General features: G+C 69.8%; 18 protein-coding genes and 1 tRNA gene. 8 read left to right on the forward strand and 11 right to left on the reverse strand.

The window, feature by feature from the left end; genetic code table 11:
* Positions 1–54 precede the first annotated feature (54 nt).
* A complete protein-coding gene (locus AB0G16_RS33720) occupies positions 55–282 on the reverse strand; it encodes a hypothetical protein (protein ID WP_362814263.1) in 228 nt (75 codons plus the stop codon).
* A gap of 161 nt (positions 283–443) precedes the next feature.
* Positions 444–710: a winged helix-turn-helix domain-containing protein gene (locus AB0G16_RS33725; RefSeq protein ID WP_362814265.1), complete on the reverse strand. Its 267-nt coding sequence runs from the start codon at positions 708–710 to the stop codon at positions 444–446.
* A gap of 261 nt (positions 711–971) precedes the next feature.
* On the opposite strand from AB0G16_RS33725, the gene AB0G16_RS33730 reads away from it, so the two are divergent.
* Both AB0G16_RS33730 and AB0G16_RS33735 read left to right on the forward strand, forming a co-directional pair.
* Positions 972–1,271, forward strand: coding sequence for a hypothetical protein (locus AB0G16_RS33730; RefSeq protein WP_362814267.1), 300 nt, complete (start codon positions 972–974; stop codon positions 1,269–1,271).
* 23 nt (positions 1,272–1,294) lie between these two features.
* The gene (locus AB0G16_RS33735; RefSeq protein WP_362814269.1) at positions 1,295–1,840 is read left to right on the forward strand and encodes a hypothetical protein; all 546 of its coding nucleotides are present in this window, start codon (positions 1,295–1,297) and stop codon (positions 1,838–1,840) included.
* On the opposite strand, the gene AB0G16_RS33740 is transcribed toward AB0G16_RS33735, so the two are convergent.
* Entirely contained in the window at positions 1,776–2,117 is a 342-nt protein-coding gene (locus tag AB0G16_RS33740; protein ID WP_362814271.1) for a hypothetical protein, read from the reverse strand. The two genes, AB0G16_RS33735 and AB0G16_RS33740, sit on opposite strands and share 65 nt — an antisense overlap.
* Before the next feature lie 120 nt (positions 2,118–2,237).
* Positions 2,238–2,310, reverse strand: a tRNA-Arg gene (locus AB0G16_RS33745).
* A 589-nt stretch (positions 2,311–2,899) separates the two neighbouring features.
* On the opposite strand from AB0G16_RS33745, the gene AB0G16_RS33750 reads away from it, so the two are divergent.
* Positions 2,900–3,382, forward strand: coding sequence for a hypothetical protein (locus AB0G16_RS33750; protein ID WP_362814273.1), 483 nt, complete (start codon positions 2,900–2,902; stop codon positions 3,380–3,382).
* A gap of 343 nt (positions 3,383–3,725) precedes the next feature.
* Positions 3,726–4,805 carry a D-alanyl-D-alanine carboxypeptidase family protein gene (locus AB0G16_RS33755; RefSeq protein ID WP_362814274.1) on the forward strand — a complete coding sequence of 360 codons (1,080 nt, stop codon included), beginning with the start codon at positions 3,726–3,728 and terminating at the stop codon, positions 4,803–4,805.
* 57 nt (positions 4,806–4,862) lie between these two features.
* Here the strand turns inward: AB0G16_RS33755 and AB0G16_RS33760 are convergent, their stop codons facing one another.
* Positions 4,863–5,063: a DUF397 domain-containing protein gene (locus AB0G16_RS33760; RefSeq protein ID WP_362814276.1), complete on the reverse strand. Its 201-nt coding sequence runs from the start codon at positions 5,061–5,063 to the stop codon at positions 4,863–4,865.
* Entirely contained in the window at positions 5,050–5,889 is an 840-nt protein-coding gene (locus AB0G16_RS33765; RefSeq protein WP_362814278.1) for a helix-turn-helix transcriptional regulator, read from the reverse strand. The genes AB0G16_RS33760 and AB0G16_RS33765 overlap by 14 nt, the downstream gene beginning before the upstream one ends.
* 947 nt (positions 5,890–6,836) lie before the next feature.
* Here AB0G16_RS33765 and AB0G16_RS33770 point away from each other — a divergent pair.
* A complete protein-coding gene (locus AB0G16_RS33770) occupies positions 6,837–7,295 on the forward strand; it encodes a hypothetical protein (RefSeq protein ID WP_362814280.1) in 459 nt (152 codons plus the stop codon).
* Complete coding sequence (locus tag AB0G16_RS33775; RefSeq protein WP_362814282.1) at positions 7,292–7,639, forward strand: hypothetical protein; 348 nt, start codon at positions 7,292–7,294, stop codon at positions 7,637–7,639. Before AB0G16_RS33770 ends, AB0G16_RS33775 begins: the two co-directional genes overlap by 4 nt.
* A gap of 72 nt (positions 7,640–7,711) precedes the next feature.
* Here AB0G16_RS33775 and AB0G16_RS33780 read toward each other — a convergent pair whose 3' ends face one another.
* Entirely contained in the window at positions 7,712–8,335 is a 624-nt protein-coding gene (locus AB0G16_RS33780; protein ID WP_362814284.1) for an RcpC/CpaB family pilus assembly protein, read from the reverse strand.
* Positions 8,336–8,592: 257 nt separating this feature from the next.
* Complete coding sequence (locus tag AB0G16_RS33785; RefSeq protein WP_362814286.1) at positions 8,593–9,402, reverse strand: S-methyl-5'-thioadenosine phosphorylase; 810 nt, start codon at positions 9,400–9,402, stop codon at positions 8,593–8,595.
* Between the two features lie 133 nt (positions 9,403–9,535).
* Here AB0G16_RS33785 and AB0G16_RS33790 point away from each other — a divergent pair, with 133 nt between their 5' ends.
* Positions 9,536–11,566, forward strand: coding sequence for an MFS transporter (locus AB0G16_RS33790; protein ID WP_362814288.1), 2,031 nt, complete (start codon positions 9,536–9,538; stop codon positions 11,564–11,566).
* Between the two features lie 35 nt (positions 11,567–11,601).
* Here AB0G16_RS33790 and AB0G16_RS33795 read toward each other — a convergent pair whose 3' ends face one another.
* From AB0G16_RS33795 to AB0G16_RS33805, 3 genes are all read right to left on the reverse strand, one after another.
* Positions 11,602–11,949 (reverse strand): FmdB family zinc ribbon protein, encoded by a 348-nt coding sequence (locus AB0G16_RS33795; RefSeq protein WP_362814328.1) that lies wholly within the window; start codon positions 11,947–11,949, stop codon positions 11,602–11,604.
* A gap of 202 nt (positions 11,950–12,151) precedes the next feature.
* Positions 12,152–13,657: a potassium/proton antiporter gene (locus AB0G16_RS33800; RefSeq protein WP_362814290.1), complete on the reverse strand. Its 1,506-nt coding sequence runs from the start codon at positions 13,655–13,657 to the stop codon at positions 12,152–12,154.
* A gap of 111 nt (positions 13,658–13,768) precedes the next feature.
* The gene (locus AB0G16_RS33805; protein WP_362814292.1) at positions 13,769–14,347 is read right to left on the reverse strand and encodes a 5-formyltetrahydrofolate cyclo-ligase; all 579 of its coding nucleotides are present in this window, start codon (positions 14,345–14,347) and stop codon (positions 13,769–13,771) included.
* Positions 14,348–14,372: 25 nt separating this feature from the next.
* On the opposite strand from AB0G16_RS33805, the gene galU reads away from it, so the two are divergent.
* Positions 14,373–15,272, forward strand: a complete 900-nt coding sequence (galU, locus tag AB0G16_RS33810) for a UTP--glucose-1-phosphate uridylyltransferase GalU (protein WP_362814294.1) — start codon at positions 14,373–14,375, stop codon at positions 15,270–15,272.
* Positions 15,273–15,277: the final 5 nt, after the last annotated feature.

The raw sequence follows: 15,277 nt of genomic DNA on the forward strand, positions 1-15,277 counted from the left end.
CTCGGCTGCGCCTTGCTCTGCTGGCGCCGCCTCAACTCATTGTGTTAGCAGTTCTTATAGAGACAGGCTGGCATCTGTCTCTATCCCGTCTACCACCGGTTCGCCCAAGGCCTCGGCGATGGCGGCAAACTCGTTGAGCGCGGCCTGCAAGTCATCGGCGATCTCGCGGGCGATCACGGCTGGAGGGAGCAGGCTGTCCGCGTCTTCCAGCGCCGGGTCTTTGAGCCAGGTGATGTCCAGGCTCACCTTGTCGCGCTTGAGTAGCTCCTCGACTTCGAACATCTCGAACCGCTCGCACTTGACCCGCTCGCTGTGGGGCTTGCCCGGCAGGTACGCGGCGACGAAGCATCCAGGTGCGCGCGGCGCATTGGCCGGGTCTTGAAGACGTAGAGAAAATTCTCATTCGGAGTGAGCAGACTCCGATGATCTTGAGGCTGTAGTGGCTACTCGGGTGTCTCGCCGGGTGCTGTGGTGCGTTCCTCGGTGGTGGTGACGAAGCTGCCCATGCCGCGTTCGGTGCGGATCCATCGGTCCTTGCGCAGGGCGTTCATGACCTTCTGGGCAGTCTGGGTGGCTATGCCGAACTCTTGGGTGAGGTCGACGACCGAGGGGATTCGCTGGCCCGCCTTGTACTGGCCGGCTTCGATGCGCTGGACGATGATGTCTCGCACCTGGCGCCACCTGGGCAGATCGTCCCGCAACTCGGTCATGAGTACACGGTAGGAACCCGTAGTGGAGGGCACTCCAGCGGAACATACTGCTGTGTTCTATGGTGTACCACGGTATTGCTTGCCTATGATGCAGCCGTGGGCATCGGTGAGTGGTGGGCCTACCGGCTCGGGACGACCGCTTCCTCATACCGGTCCGTCCCTCGGTGCAGGAGGGCTCCGAGGGGCACGGTCCCGGGCTCCACTCACCGATGCCCGCCGAACAAGGGCCTTCGCCGGACGATACGGAGAAGAGAGCGAGTCGTGAGCACCTTGGGCCACCTGGCGGCGTACTACCACGGCATCCACGTGGCTCCGCTGCACGATGGCCACGAGGTGCTGAGCTGGCGGAGCAGGATGCCGCGCTTCGATCGGATCCGGGTACGCGAGCACACCTGTGAATGCGAACCGCTCACCTATGAGTTCTGCACCGCGGGCGGGATGGTGCTCATCCGGCGGCGCCAGGGCGAGGGCAAGAAGATCACTCTTCGGGAGAGCGAGTGGATGCGCACCGGCGAAGGGGAGCGCCTGTGGACGGCGATCCTCACCGGGCGGGCCCGATGACGTCAAAGGCAGGAAGGGAACCCATGACCGATCGGCTGCTCTCGGCTCCTGCGCCGGCTCCGGTGACGTACGGCCCGGTGTTCGATGGGTGGTGCGTGGAAACCGGCTCCTCGGGAGTCCTCTATGCGCGCCGCACACTTGAACGACCGTTGGAGCGACACGAGGTGCTCGCCGGCCTCACCCGCTATCTGGTCGCGCACGGCCTGGACGAGCTGATCCGTCTCGTCGAGGGGCAACGACACATCGCGGAGTACCTACAGGCAGGAACACCGTTGCCGGTGTGCCCCTACTGCGGGTGCGGTCAGGGAGAGGCTCCGCTGATCGTGACCGCGGATGAGTCGTCCGTCACGGTGGAGCGCTGCGCGCAGAGTCACCGGGCCGACGGGTGCGGGCACGCTCGCGTCGAGTGGACCAATGAGTTCCCGCTTCCCGACGGGGCATGTTGTCGCGACTGCGGCACCTGGTGGCGGCTCGACCTGATCCCCGACGAGGTGGCGGCGCGGCTCAACGACGGCATCCCTCCGGCTGAGAGCATCCAACGTCCCGCAGACGATCGTAAGCTCTCATGATCTCGTGCGCCGCCGCGTCGACTCCGAGCCGATCGGTGTGGACGCGCAGATGAAAGAACCCGGCGTCGGTGTTGGTCTCCAGGTCGGTGAGCCTCTCGTCCCACGCGGTCAGGCGCTTGGCGGTGTCGACGTCACCGTGCGCCCGGGATCGCTGCTCGGTGACCTCACGCGGCACCCACAACAGCACGCGCAACCACCCGTCCGGAATCGTGCCGATGAGTTGCCGCAGATCGTGGATGTTACCCATGTGCACGACAAGGTCGTGCTCAAGATTCATCCCACGCATATCCCACGGCCGCTGACATACAGCTGCCCACAGTGGTGCACGGCTGCACAAAGCCGGGGAACAAGAAGAAGAACAAATCCAGGTTAGAGACCTGATCGCTGGTCGGAAAAGTGCCCCCGGCATGATTCGAACATGCGACACCCGCTTTAGGAGAGCGGTGCTCTATCCCCTGAGCTACGGAGGCAGGGGTTCCTGGCAAGGATAGCGAAAGTGTGGAGTGTTCGCGCGCCCGGAGGGGGAGTTAGGGGCAGGCGGCGGGTTATCGGTTCGCTGACGGGGAGTAAAAGGGCGGCAAGTGGGCGCGAGGGTGACGATGGGCGGGCTTACTGTCACTCTCCGTGATCAATGGGCGACGGAAGTGTGATCGTGGGCGCCGGACGCTTCAGCCGGTGGTGCTCTGCGGCGCGATGCTGGCGCCCGCGCTTCTGGCCGGGGGGTTACTGGCGGTTGAGCTGACGGGCTATGAGGCGATCCTGCGGTCGGCCATCGCCGATCCAGGCTCTGGGGGATCCGGTCAAGCGGGCAGCCCTCAGAGCGGGTACGGCGGGCAAGAGAGCGCGGGGGATAGCCCGGAGGGAGCCTGGAGAAGCGCTGAGCTGAGGGAGGAAGACGAGGGGCACCCAGGGTCCGCGTATGACCGGGAGAGGTCGAGCGGCACACCACCTCATGCCGGGGCGGGAACTGGCGACGCCCTGGGAGCTGGGGACGAAGAGGAGGCGCCGTCTTGGCCGGACGATGGCGCGTTGGCGCCGGCCGGGGAGTCGCCACCGGACATGGCCGACCCGAACACGGGTGCGGTGGCGGTGGTGCCGGTCGTGGTCGATCCGGTACCGGCCGGGCTGTTCAAGGCGAGGTTGATGCCTCCGCCGCTGCGGCCGGACCAGGTGTACGGTGGCTGGGTGCTCGTCGCCGCAGGGGCGGATGTGCTCGAATTGCCTCACGAGATCGGTACCACGGACACGCCGGATGACAGGGGTGACGCGAGCGGCAGCGCACGTACGGGTATCGCGGGTGGTGTCGGTGACGCGGGGGATGTGGACGAGCCGGCCGGCGGAACGGCGGGGATGGGCCACCCGGATGCCTTCGTGCCTGTACGGATTCGACCCGGCTCGCCCGAAGCTCACCGAAAGACACGGGAAGAGACCTCGGGTTCGTACGCGATGCCGGTCGATCCTTGGCTGAAGCGCGTGGTGCCGGTGACGGCGCCTCAGATGATGCGCACGGTGCCGGTGCCGCCCTGGAGGGGGCGGGCGTGATCGAGGACGGCGGAACGGTCACCCTTGGGCAGGATGCCGGAGGCGGCCGGGTGGGCGCCGGAGGCAACGGGCAGGGCGTCAGGGATGACCGCCAAGAGGATGCTGCGGAAGCGGACGTCGGCGACGCGGACGAGGGGCCGGCAGGGGTGTCCGGTGGGGTGGCGGCATGCCTGGCTCGGGAATGCCTGCGGGAGGTCCGGCCGGGGAAAAGTCTGACTTGTCCGGTCGCAAAAAGGGGTGTTCGGCGCATAACGGCTGTGGGGAGCTGGCCCGTACGGCTGGTCGGCTGTAGTAGCGTGCGTGCCTGGCCCAGGTCACGAATTCGCAAACGGAGGGGTCGAACGTGCCACCTCGTCGATCAGCGACCCTGATCGCCGTCGTCGCGATGATGACTTCCCTCACCCCGGGAGTCGCCGCCGCGCAGCAGGCACCGGCGGACGTCGACGCCGTCGCCCCCGCCGATCCGGTGAACCTCACCGAGCTGCGTCGTGAGGCGGAGAAGGCGGCCAAGGACCTTGAGGCCGCGACCAAGGCGCTGGAGCAGCGCCGTGCACAGATCCGCGAGTCCGAGCGGAAGCTCTCCGCCACGCTGAGGGAGCTGCAGAAGGCCGAGACGGCCTTCGCCCAGATACGGCAGCCGCTGTCGGACCTGGTCACGCTCCTCTACCAGCAGCCGCCGGGCGGGGACGCGGTCGGGTTCCTGTCGGGACAGGCCGACAACGGCACCCTGCGCAACATGGCGACCGTCACCCAGCTCATCGCCGAGCGGGACCGGATCCTGGAGGACAGCAGCCGCCTGCAGAAGGAACGGGAGCGGCTGGCGGCCGAGGCGCAGGAACTCCGGGCGAGCAATCTCCTGGCGGAGGCGCAGATGGGCGCCGAGATCGAGACGCTCAGGGCGCGCTCGCAGAAGATCGTGCAGTCTCTCACCAGGGCGCTGGTGAAGCTGGGCGTAAAGATCAACAAGCGGGGGCAGCCCGCCGCGGGGTGCGATCCGACCCGGGCATCGTCGATGAACGAGTTCCCCAACGGGCTCATCCCTCAGGCCTACCTCTGTCCGCTCCAGCAGCGGGGCAACCAGCTCCGCGGTGACGCCGCGCTCGCGTTCATCAGCCTCAACGAGGCGTACAAGCGGCAGTTCGGCAGGCCGATGTGCGTGACCGACAGCTACCGGAGCCTGGCCGAGCAGCAGTCGGTCTACTACACCCGCCCGGGCCTGGCGGCGGTCCCGGGACGCAGCAACCACGGGCTGGGGCTCGCCGTTGACCTGTGCGGCGGCGTGGAGCGGTTCCGCTCGCCCCAGTTCAACTGGCTGGAGACGAACGGCAAGAAGTTCGGCTGGATCCACCCCGAGTGGGCCTACTCCAGCCCGTTCGAACCCTGGCACTGGGAGTACGACCCCAAGATCGGCTCCCTGTTGTAGGGGGCTGGACGCCGCCTTTGCGAGCGTGTTGTCCCTGAGGCCGATACTCGTCGTCGGTTAGATCTCTCCGTTGCGGATGCCCGTGAGGAGGTTGCTCCAGGCCGTCGGGGAGAAGGTCAGGGCCGGGCCGTTGCGATCCTTGCTGTCGCGTATGGCGACGAGGCCCGGCAGGTTGGTGGCCACTTCGACGCAGTCGTTGTTAGGGCCGCTGAGGGTGGACGTGCGGAATTCGGCGCCGGACAGGTCAGGGGAGAGCATGGTCACTCCTCACCGCGGCGACGAACGCCGCGGACTCCTCGGGGGGTAGGCACGCGTCGGTAAGGCGCTTGAACGTCAGCATAAGTCGCCGGATCTGTTCGCCGTCCTCGACGTAGACCTCACCCGCAGGACATTCGGCGTAGCCCAGATCTGGGTCGTCATCGAAGGACAGCACCGAGAAGGCGCCCTCGGTGCCGCAGTGAACGCCGACCTTCAACGGGAGGATCTGGACGGTGATGTTCGGTCTGTCCGTGGCCTGCAGGATGTCGTCGAGCTGATCGGCCATGGTGCCGACTGGTCCCACGGGGTAGCGGAGGACGCCTTCGGAGATGAGGAAGTGCAACGTCGGAGCTTGAGAGCCGAGCAGGGTGGTCTTGCGCTGCATACGGGCGTCGACGCGACGCGTCAGTTCGACATCGGACCGATCCGGGTGACCCGCCCTGATGACCTCTCGGGCATAGTCCTCGTTCTGAAGTAGACCCGGGACTACCAACGGTGCCCAGTGGCAGATCGTTCTGGCCGCCGCCTCGAACTCGACGTAGGACCCGGTGAACACGTCCGAATAGGCCGTCCACCAGCCCCGCCGGGCGACTTCACGGGTGAGCTGCACCATGGCCTCAGTGGTTGCTTCCTCCACGCAGTACAGGCGGCAGATGGCCGCCACATCTCCAGGTGTCGGAGCGATCTTGCCGGTCTCGAAGCGGTTGAGCTTCGACCTGGACCACCCAAGATGCTCGGCGGCGGCCTCGGTCGTCAGGCCGGTGATCGCACGCAAAGTGCGCAGCTCACGCGAGAGTCGACGGAGGCGAACCGTGGAGTACTTCATGCGGTCAGTTTGCCGGAGCCCGATCGGCTTCTCCTGCTCAATAGAACAAATATGTGCGATGGGATTGCTGCTGTGAGATTCTCACGGAATCATGCTGTGCGTCACACAGGGTTGCGAGCATTGAACATTCAGTGATCGGCTCGCGCTATGTGTCGTCGCGTGATTTCGACATGAAACGGGCTCGTCGACGGTGTGGGCCACCATCAACGAGCCCTTGATCAGGAAGTGAGTCCTGACCCGTGAACAACCCTAGTGCTCCGGTTCTTGACCGGATCACGGCGAGCGGCTGCGGCTGTTTCGCCGATGCTCCACCGATGCCGATGGGGTGTGCCGCCTGCGGGCACGCCCCCTACGCGCACGGCTGCCTCGACGACCGACCGGCCGATCATGAGTATGTGCAGCCCTGTGGCGCCCTGATGGCCGTCCGCCTGGAGGCCCGTCGTACCGGGGACCTCTCCCTGCGCTGCTTCGAACCGCTCGCGTGCGCGCCTCGGGCCGAGGTGGTCCTGCCGGTGCTCGCTCAACGAGCCGAGGCTTCAGTACCTGCTCAGCCGGCCGAGGTATCGGTGCCTGCTCAGCGGGCTGGAGGGGCGGTCGTACGTGGGACGGCCATGCCGATATCTGCTCGGTTCCAGCCGGGACGGGACGTGATAGGGGCTCCTGCCGCCTCGGCATCGTCCCGACGGACGCCCCGCCGCCGTTGTCCGATGCCCGGGGGCGGGCCCGTTCTCACCAGACCGTCTCGGCTCGGCGCCGGACATCGCCCCACGGCCTGTCCTGGGCAGTCCACCGTCCGTGCTTCGCGTCGCGCGACGGCCACCCTGTCTCCGTACCGGTTGCTGGGCCGGTACGGCATACCCCTCCATGATCTTCCCTGCTTCATAAAGCGGGCCCGTCCACCGCTACCAACGTCCGGACGGGCCCTTGATCGGATGGAGGTCCAATCAATGACCGATGCTAAATCCACCCCACCCACACCGGCCGGTGTTGAACCAACAGGTCCGGAACCGGTCAGTTCCGAACCGGCTCCCAAGCCTCCTGGTCCCGAGTCGGAAGGCTCCGAACTGGCCGGTCCTGAGCGGGCCGAGTCCGTACCGATCAGGGACGAGTCCACGTCGGCCATGGTCGGATCCGTCATTCCTGGGTGGCGGCTGATCCTCAGTGACGCCGGACGGTTGTGGGCCAGTCGTGAGGTGCCCTTCTCCCCGGTCGCGTTCGATGCCGGAGCCGATCGGACCGTCGATGCCGACACCCTTGACGCTCTCCGCGCCGAGGCAGAGCGGCAGGAGGCCATCGCCGAGGAGGCACAGCGGCAGGAGGAGGATCAGCGGAGAACCACCGAAGAGGTTCGGGAGCGGGTTGCCGATGAGCCTCAGGAGCAGGTCACCGGGCAGGTGACGCCATGATGCGCCGTCTGGCCTCCGCTCAGGGGCGTCACCGGGACGGCCGGCCCGCCAGTGCCGTCCCTCACTACACCTGGGACCACCAGGCCCGCGCTGAGGCGGCGCTGCTGCAGATCACCTGGCCGGGCTGGGCCGTGCTCTACGGCACCGGCAGCCGCCTCTTCCACGCCATCGCCACCTGGCCCACCCCTGAACCGCTGCTGCTCTGCGACCGCACCGCCGAGGGGTTGAAGGCTCAGATGCGCGAGGCCGAGATGACGACGATCGCCCGACGCTGGACGCTCATCGAGACCGAAGCCGACCCCGAGACCGAGATCGACCGCCCTCAAGCGAGCGGTATCTCCTGAACAGGCGCGGCGGCCGTACCTTCCCCGGTCCGGGCCGCCGCGTCCTCATCGAGGCATCTCCCGGCGTGAGGGTCACCCGGTGCGTGGGCCGATGGTCACCGAGAGCCGTCCGCCAGCCTGGGCCGAGGCCAGTTCGGTCGCCTGCTGCGAGGTGGTGGCCAGGACGACGAGCGCGTCCGCGTCGCCGCCTGAGCCGCCCGAGCCGTTGCCGGGGGTGGCCAGGACCGTGACGTCCTCGGCCACGGTCCTCGCGGGGACGGCGCCGTCCCATGTCGAGGCGGCGGCGAGCACGTCGACCACGTCGCCGGGGGAGAGCAGGCGCGCGGTCTCGGGGTCGGCGACGCGCACCGGTGTGGCGACCGTTCCCGGGCCGTGGGCGGCCAGCAGGCCGGGGCCGAGGAGGCGGACGTCGGTCAGCGGCTCCCCGCGCCTGGCGGGACCCGCCAGGATCCTCCCGGCGAACGGCGTGCCCGGTCTCAGGGCGCCGTCGGGGACGGTGTCGGGCCGCAGGGCGGCCGGCGTCAGGTCGGACGACGTCAATACGCCGCCGGGGAGGTCCTTTGCGGTGACGAGGACGGTGACCGACGCCGTGTCCGGGCTCAGTGCCAGCAGGGCGCAGCCCATCGCCAGGGCGGCGACGACGGTGGCGATGAGGCGGTGACGGCGGTCGAACAGACGGCGCAGGGCGCGCGGCATGGCTGACTCCATGGAAGAGCCGGGCGGCGCGGTGCCCGTGACGAGCCGCCCCCTCGGGCGAGGGGACGGGGATGACCGACTTGCGAAGGGGACTACCCCGCTGCGGGGCGGAACGACCTCCATAGGGAGCGGGACGCCCCCGCCTGGGCCGGGAGCCGCCTTCGGTGGGAACGGGCCGTCCCTTCGAACGGCGACGACCCGCCGAGCCCGGGAGTCCAGGAGCCCGAGGAGGCCGCCGAGCCCAGGAGCTCCCGGGCTCAGCCCGGAAGCTCGAACGGCAGCTTCAACCCGTCCAGCGCGCTCCCGCAGGGACACGCCCGTTCCTCGGGCAGGGCCGCGACGACGTCGCCGATCAGGGAGCGCATGCGGGTGACGTTGGTGCCGAAGAAGGCCAGGACCTCCTCGTGGGTGACGCCCTCGCCCGCCTCGACCCCGGCGTCGTGGTCGGTGACCAGGGAGACCGAGGTGTAGCACAGGGCCAGCTCGCGGGCGAGGACGGCCTCGGGGAAGGCCGTCATGCCGACGATCGACCAGCCGTTGGCGCCGAACCAGCGGGACTCGGCGCGGGTCGAGAAGCGCGGGCCCTCGATGACCACGAGCGTGCCGCCGTCGGACACCTCCCAGCCGGAGGCCCCGGCGACGCTGACGGCCGCCTCGCGGCCCACCGGACAGTAGGGGTCGGCGAAGGCGACGTGGACGACGCCGCCCGCGTCGTAGTAGGTCTGCGTGCGCCCGGAGGTGCGGTTGACGAGCTGGTCGGGCACGACCAGGGCGCCGGGGCCGATCTCGGCGCGCAGGGAGCCGACCGCGCTGGGCGCGAGGACCTGGCGGACCCCGAGGGAGCGCAGCGCCCACAGGTTCGCCCGGTAGGGGATGCGGTGCGGCGGGAAGCGGTGGTCGCGGCCGTGCCGGGGGAGGAAGGCGACCGAACGCGACCCGATGTGGCCGACGGTGACCACGTCGCTCGGCGGGCCGTACGGTGTGCTGATCTCGATCTCGGTGGCGTCGTCGAGCAACGAGTAGAAGCCCGAGCCGCCGATGACCCCGATGTCCGCGCGAGTGACCATGGCGCCGAGGTTAGCGCGGCCGGAGGGCCCGCGAGGAGCCCGGTCCCGGGCCTGTGGACAACCGTACCCACCGAGTGATCGCTTGCTCACTCTGAGTAGGATCGGGGGAACCGATCGGAGGCGGAGGCACGCCATGGCTGTCCAGCGGTCCCGGGGGCGCGCGGGAGGCGCGGGAGGCGCGGGAGGCGCGAAAGGCACCGAGGGCGTGGGCTTCGTCATCGGCGCGCTCATGCTCGGCATGCTGCTGGCGTCCCTGGACCAGACGATCGTCTCCACGGCGCTGCCCACGATCGTCGGCGACCTGGGCGGGCTGGCGGAGCTGTCCTGGGTGGTGACCGCGTACATGCTGGCCTCGACGGTGTCGACGCCGCTGTGGGGCAAGCTCGGCGACCAGTACGGCAGGAAGGGGCTCTTCCAGGCGGCGATCGTCGTCTTCCTCATCGGGTCCGCGCTGTGCGGGCAGGCGCGCGGCATGGGTGAGCTGATCGCGTTCCGGGGCCTGCAGGGGCTCGGCGGCGGCGGGCTCATCGTGCTCTCGCAGGCGATCGTCGCCGACGTCGTCCCGGCCCGGGAGCGTGGGAGGTACCAGGGGTTCTTCGGGGCGGTCTTCGCCGTCTCCAGCGTGGCCGGGCCGCTGCTCGGCGGGCTGTTCGTGGACCACCTGTCCTGGCGGTGGGTGTTCTACGTCAACCTGCCCCTCGGGGCCGTCGCCCTGGCGGTGGTCGCCCGCGCGCTGCCGCCGAGCGGGGAGCGGACCCGGCACACCATCGACTACCTGGGGATCGTCCTGCTGGGCTCCGCCGCCACCTGCCTGATCCTGGTGACCACCTGGGGCGGGACCACCTACCCCTGGGATCATCCCGCCGTGCTCGGGCCGGCCGCCGCCTCCGTGGTGCTGCTGGTGCTCTGGTGGCGGGTCGAGCAGCGGGCGGCGGAGCCGGTGATGCCGCCCCGGCTGTTCCGGATCCGGACGTTCAACGTGGCATCGCTGATCGGCTTCCTGGTGGGGTTCGCGATGTTCGGCTCGCTCACGTACATGCCGCTCTTCCTGCAGGTCGTGCAGGGGGTGTCGGCCACCACCTCGGGCCTGCACCTGCTGCCGATGATGGCCGGGCTGCTGGTCACCTCGATCACGGGCGGGCTGGTCATCAGCCGCACCGGGAGGTACCGGGCCTTCCCGATCGCGGGAGGAGCGGTCACCGCCGTCGGGCTCTACCTGCTCTCGTACGTGAACCCGGACATCTCCGCCCTGCAACTGAGCCTCTCGCTGCTCGTGCTGGGGGTCGGCCTCGGGCTGGTGATGCAGGTGCTGGTCCTCGCCGTGCAGAACGCGGTCGGTTTCGAGGACCTGGGGGTGGCCACGTCGGGGGCGACGTTCTTCCGGACGATCGGGGGCTCGTTCGGCGTCGCGGTGGCCGGCGCGATCTTCAGCTCGGGGCTCGGCGGCTCGCTGGAACGCCTCGCGCGGACGGCCGACCTGCCGCCGGGGCTGGCGGAGACCGTCCAGGCCGACCCGACGGCCGTGCGGCGGCTGCCTCCCGGGACCGCCACGGCGTTCCTGGACGCCTACTCCGGCGCGATCGCCCAGGTCTTCCTCTACAGCGTGCCGACGGCGCTGGTGGCGTTCGCCATCGCCTGGCTGCTGCCCGAGACGCCGCTGCGGGAGACGACGAAGGTGACCGATCCCGGGGACTGCTACGGGGCGGCGCCGGTCGAGCGGTCCTCGCTGGACGAGGTCGAGCGGGGGCTGTGGCGGCTGGCGGACGCGGACATGCGCGCCGACTACTACCGCCGCCTGGGCGAGGCGACCGGGATGGACGTGCCCGCGGGGTCGGTCTGGCTGGTCACCCGGCTGGCCGCGTGCGGGCCCCAGGCCGGGGCGGACCTGGCGGCGCGGGCGGGGGTGACGGTCGAGGAGGGACGGCCGTACGGGGACGCGCTCGTCGCGCGCGGCCTGGTCCGCAGGTCGGGGGACGGGAAGGTCCTGGAGCTCACCGACGAGGGCGAGCGGGCGGCGGGCCGCCTGGTTCAGGAGGCCCGCGACGGGCTCGCCCGGCTGGTCGAGGACTGGAACCCGGCCGAGCATCCGCGGCTGCGCGAGCTGCTGGACCGGCTTCCGCGCGAGCTGCTCGGCTCGGCCGCGGACCGGCCGTCGGGCGGCTGAACCGCCGGTTGCGGTGACGGCCGGGACGGGCGTGACTAGGAGGCGGCGGCGGCCGGGGTGCTCGTGGGCTTCTTCGACGGCTTGGCGTCCGTCGAACCCGTGGAGCCGGAGGACGAGTCCGAGGAGCCGGACGAGGAGTCCGACGACTTCGACGAGTCCGAGGAACCCGAGGAGCCGTTCGCGGACGTCACCGTGCTGGACGAGGACGACCGGCTGTCGGTCCGGTAGAAGCCCGAGCCCTTGAAGACGATGCCGACCGCGGAGAACACCTTGCGCAGGTTGCCCGCGCAGCTCGGGCACTCGGTGAGCGCGTCGTCGGAGAACTTCTGGACGATCTCGAACTGGTGGTCACAGGCGTTGCAGGCGTACTGGTAGGTGGGCACGCGCTCCTCCTCGTAGTGGTCCGCGCCGATTGGCACTCTGGTGGCGCGACTGCTAATGGTACGCAGCCGACAAGCATAAACGCGAGTCGGAGTTCTCGCATTCCATGGGGAGATTCCCGTCAGGTGCCCTGGTGGCCGTACGGGACGACGTACAGGAAGATCTCCGTCATGTCCGGCGTTCGCCCGCCACGCGGGGTTTCGGTCAGGTGCCCTGCTCGCCGTACCAGCCGGCGAGCTTGCCCTTGCGGCTGATCGCCCGCATCCGGCGCTCGACCGTGGTGCGGCAGGCGGCGGTGGTCACCACCAGGAGCTGGTCGTCCACCCGGATCCTGGTGGACTCGGCCGGGACGAACGTCCGGCCCTCCCTGACGATCAGCGTCACCTGGGCGTCCGTGGGCAGCCGCAGCTCGAAGATCTCCACCCCGTGCAGCTTGGACGTCGGCGGCACCCTCACCTGGAGCAGGTCGGCGTTCAGCTCCTCCAGCGGGGCCGACTCGACCTCCAGGTCACGGGCCTCGGACGGGGTGGTCAGCCCCAGCACCTTCGCCACGAACGGCAGCGTCGGCCCCTGCACCAGGGTGTACACGACGACGATCACGAAGACCTCGTTGAACACGAACCTGGCCGTGCCCTCGTTGACCGACGTGGCCGCCCACGGGATGGTCGCGAGCACGATGGGGACCGCGCCGCGCAGCCCGGCCCAGGACAGGAACGCCTGCTCCCGCCAGTTCAGCCGGTCGACGCGGAGCAGCCGGACCAGCAGGCCCGAGACGAGGATCGACGCCGGGCGGGCCACCGCCACCAGGATGAACCCGGCCACCAGGCCGGGCACGATCGCGGCCGGGATCTCCGAGGGGCTGGCCAGCATCCCGAGCATGACGAACAGGCCGATCTGGGCCAGCCAGGCCACGCCCTCGGCGAACCCCCGCGAGGCCGCGCGGTGCGGCATCCGGGAGTTGCCCATGACCAGCGCGGCCAGGTACACGGCCAGGAAACCGCTGCCGTGCAGCAGCATCGCCCCGGCGTAGGCGACGAACGCCAGCGCGAGCACCGCGATCGGGTACAGGCCCGAGACGGGCAGGGCGATGCGCCGCAGCGCGTACGTGCCGAGCGGGGCGACCGCCAGGCCGACGGCCGCGCCCACCACCAGCTCGAAGAGCACCTCCACCAGCGCGACCCCGAGGCTGGGCGAGGTGGCGGCGCTCAGCAGCATGACCGCGATGACCGCGGGGGCGTCGTTGAACCCCGACTCGGCCTCCAGGATGCCCGCCAGGCGCGAGGGCAGCGGCAGGCGGCGCAGGACCGAGAAGACCGCGGCGGCGTCGGTGGAGGCGAGGATCGCGCCGAGCAGCAGCGCGGTGCGCCAGTCCACGCCCAGGATCAGGTGCACCGGGACCGCGACGGCCGCGATGCTGACCCCCACGCCGACGGTGGCGAGCACGATCGCGGCCGGGATGGCCCCCCTGACGTGGTTCCAGTTCGTGGTCAGGCCGCCCTCGGCCAGGATGATCGCCAGCGCGATCAGGCCCATCTGCTGGGCGAGCTCCGGGCTGTCGAACTGCAGCCCGAATCCGGACTCGCCGAGGAGCAGGCCGAAGCCGAGGAAGATCAGGAGGCTGGGCAGGCCACTACGGTGGGCGACACGTACGGCGATGATCGCCGCGATGACGATCCCGGCACCGAGAAGCAGCCAGACGTCCAGTCCCATCTGGCCCCCTCTCTGACTCCGGGGACCATTGTGTCGCATTCGGGACGGTCGTCATGCACGCTGGACCGCGCACGCCCTGTCACGATCCGGACGATCCCGGGGGGCCGCGCCTCACCCGTCCCCGGGGATCCTCACGATCCCGTCCGGCGTCGCGGCGTAGCGGACCGCCCTGTCGTGCGCCTCGGTCGGCACGCCGTCGAGCAGCTCACCGTCGTGCAGCAGCGCCACCGTCGGCACGTTCGGGCCGACCCTGGACAGCGCCCGGTCGTAGGAACCCCCGCCCCGGCCCAGCCGTACGCCGGTGGAGGCGTCCACCGCCAGCGCGGGCACGATCACCAGGGCCGCGGTCCTGACCGCGTCGACGCCGCGCCGGGTGTCGACCGGTTCCATGAGCCCGAACCGCCCGGGGGCCAGGGTGTCCGGGCCGTCGTACACCGCCCAGTCGAGGTCGTCGTCCTCGCGCAGCACCGGCAGGATCACGGTCGCGCCGTGCTTCCACAGGGCGAACACCAGCCCGTGGGTGGCCGGTTCGGTGCCGATCGACCAGTAGCACGCGATCAGCCCGGCCATCTGCACCCAGGGCCGGTCCATCAGCGATTCCCTGATCCGCACCGAAGCCGCGTGCCGCCGCTCGTCGGGGATCGAGGCCCGCGCGGCCTCGATCGAGGTACGCAGCTTCAGCTTGTCCACGGATCCCTCCACTATGGTTTTGGTTATGGCCGACTTTGAAGCTGTGACGAAAGCCGTAATTCCCGCGGCGGGTCTGGGCACCCGTTTTCTTCCGGCGACCAAGGCGACGCCCAAGGAGATGCTGCCCATCGTCGACAAGCCCGCGATCCAGTATGTCGTCGAGGAGGCGGTCTCCGCCGGTCTGCTCGACCTCCTCATGGTCACGGGCAAGACCAAGCGTTCCATCGAGGACCACTTCGACCGGGCCATCGAGCTGGAGGAGGCCCTGGAGGCCAAGGGCGACGACGAGCGCCTCTCCCAGGTGCGCGAGCCCGCCGACCTGGCGACCCTGCACTACGTACGGCAGGGCCAGCCGCGCGGCCTGGGACACGCGGTCCTGTGCGCCAAGCAGCACGTGGGCGACCACCCCTTCGCCTGCCTGCTCGGCGACGACCTCATCGACCACCGCGACGAGCTCCTCAAACGCATGATCGAGGTACGCGGCACGCACGGCGGCAGCGTCATCGCGCTGATGGAGGTGCCCGCCGAGCAGGTCTCCCTGTACGGGTGCGCGGCCATCGAGCCCACCGGCGAGGACGACGTGGTGCGGGTGACCGACCTGGTGGAGAAGCCGCCCGCCGACGAGGCCCCGTCCAACTGGGCGATCATCGGCCGGTACGTGATCGACCCGGCCGTCTTCGAGGTGCTGGAGAACACCCCGCCCGGACGCGGTGACGAGATCCAGCTCACCGACGCCCTGCGCACCCTGGCCTCGCGAGGCAGCGACCAGGGCGGGCCGGTGCACGGCGTGCTGTTCCGCGGCCGCCGCTACGACACCGGCAACAAGATCGACTACCTGCGCACGGTGGTGCAGTTCGCCGCCGAGCGTCCCGACCTGGCACCGGAGTTCCTGCCCTGGCTCAAGGAGTTCCTGGCCTCGCGATGAGCTCC

It is taken from the genome of Streptosporangium sp. NPDC023615 (genome assembly GCF_040640155.1).
Taxonomy (GTDB): Bacteria; Actinomycetota; Actinomycetes; order Streptosporangiales; family Streptosporangiaceae; genus Streptosporangium.

What these genes read in the sequence shown, in the direction of transcription:
- AB0G16_RS33720 (WP_362814263.1), bottom strand. Translation starts at nt 282, where the DNA reads ATGTTCGAAGTCGAGGAGCTACTCAAGCGCGACAAGGTGAGCCTGGAC.
- AB0G16_RS33725 (WP_362814265.1), bottom strand. Translation starts at nt 710, where the DNA reads ATGACCGAGTTGCGGGACGATCTGCCCAGGTGGCGCCAGGTGCGAGAC.
- AB0G16_RS33735 (WP_362814269.1), top strand. Translation starts at nt 1,295, where the DNA reads ATGACCGATCGGCTGCTCTCGGCTCCTGCGCCGGCTCCGGTGACGTAC.
- AB0G16_RS33740 (WP_362814271.1), bottom strand. Translation starts at nt 2,117, where the DNA reads ATGAATCTTGAGCACGACCTTGTCGTGCACATGGGTAACATCCACGAT.
- AB0G16_RS33750 (WP_362814273.1), top strand. Translation starts at nt 2,900, where the DNA reads ATGGCCGACCCGAACACGGGTGCGGTGGCGGTGGTGCCGGTCGTGGTC.
- AB0G16_RS33760 (WP_362814276.1), bottom strand. Translation starts at nt 5,063, where the DNA reads ATGCTCTCCCCTGACCTGTCCGGCGCCGAATTCCGCACGTCCACCCTC.
- AB0G16_RS33765 (WP_362814278.1), bottom strand. Translation starts at nt 5,889, where the DNA reads ATGAAGTACTCCACGGTTCGCCTCCGTCGACTCTCGCGTGAGCTGCGC.
- AB0G16_RS33770 (WP_362814280.1), top strand. Translation starts at nt 6,837, where the DNA reads ATGACCGATGCTAAATCCACCCCACCCACACCGGCCGGTGTTGAACCA.
- AB0G16_RS33775 (WP_362814282.1), top strand. Translation starts at nt 7,292, where the DNA reads ATGATGCGCCGTCTGGCCTCCGCTCAGGGGCGTCACCGGGACGGCCGG.
- AB0G16_RS33780 (WP_362814284.1), bottom strand. Translation starts at nt 8,335, where the DNA reads ATGCCGCGCGCCCTGCGCCGTCTGTTCGACCGCCGTCACCGCCTCATC.
- AB0G16_RS33785 (WP_362814286.1), bottom strand. Translation starts at nt 9,402, where the DNA reads ATGGTCACTCGCGCGGACATCGGGGTCATCGGCGGCTCGGGCTTCTAC.
- AB0G16_RS33790 (WP_362814288.1), top strand. Translation starts at nt 9,536, where the DNA reads ATGGCTGTCCAGCGGTCCCGGGGGCGCGCGGGAGGCGCGGGAGGCGCG.
- AB0G16_RS33800 (WP_362814290.1), bottom strand. Translation starts at nt 13,657, where the DNA reads ATGGGACTGGACGTCTGGCTGCTTCTCGGTGCCGGGATCGTCATCGCG.
- galU (WP_362814294.1), top strand. Translation starts at nt 14,373, where the DNA reads ATGGCCGACTTTGAAGCTGTGACGAAAGCCGTAATTCCCGCGGCGGGT.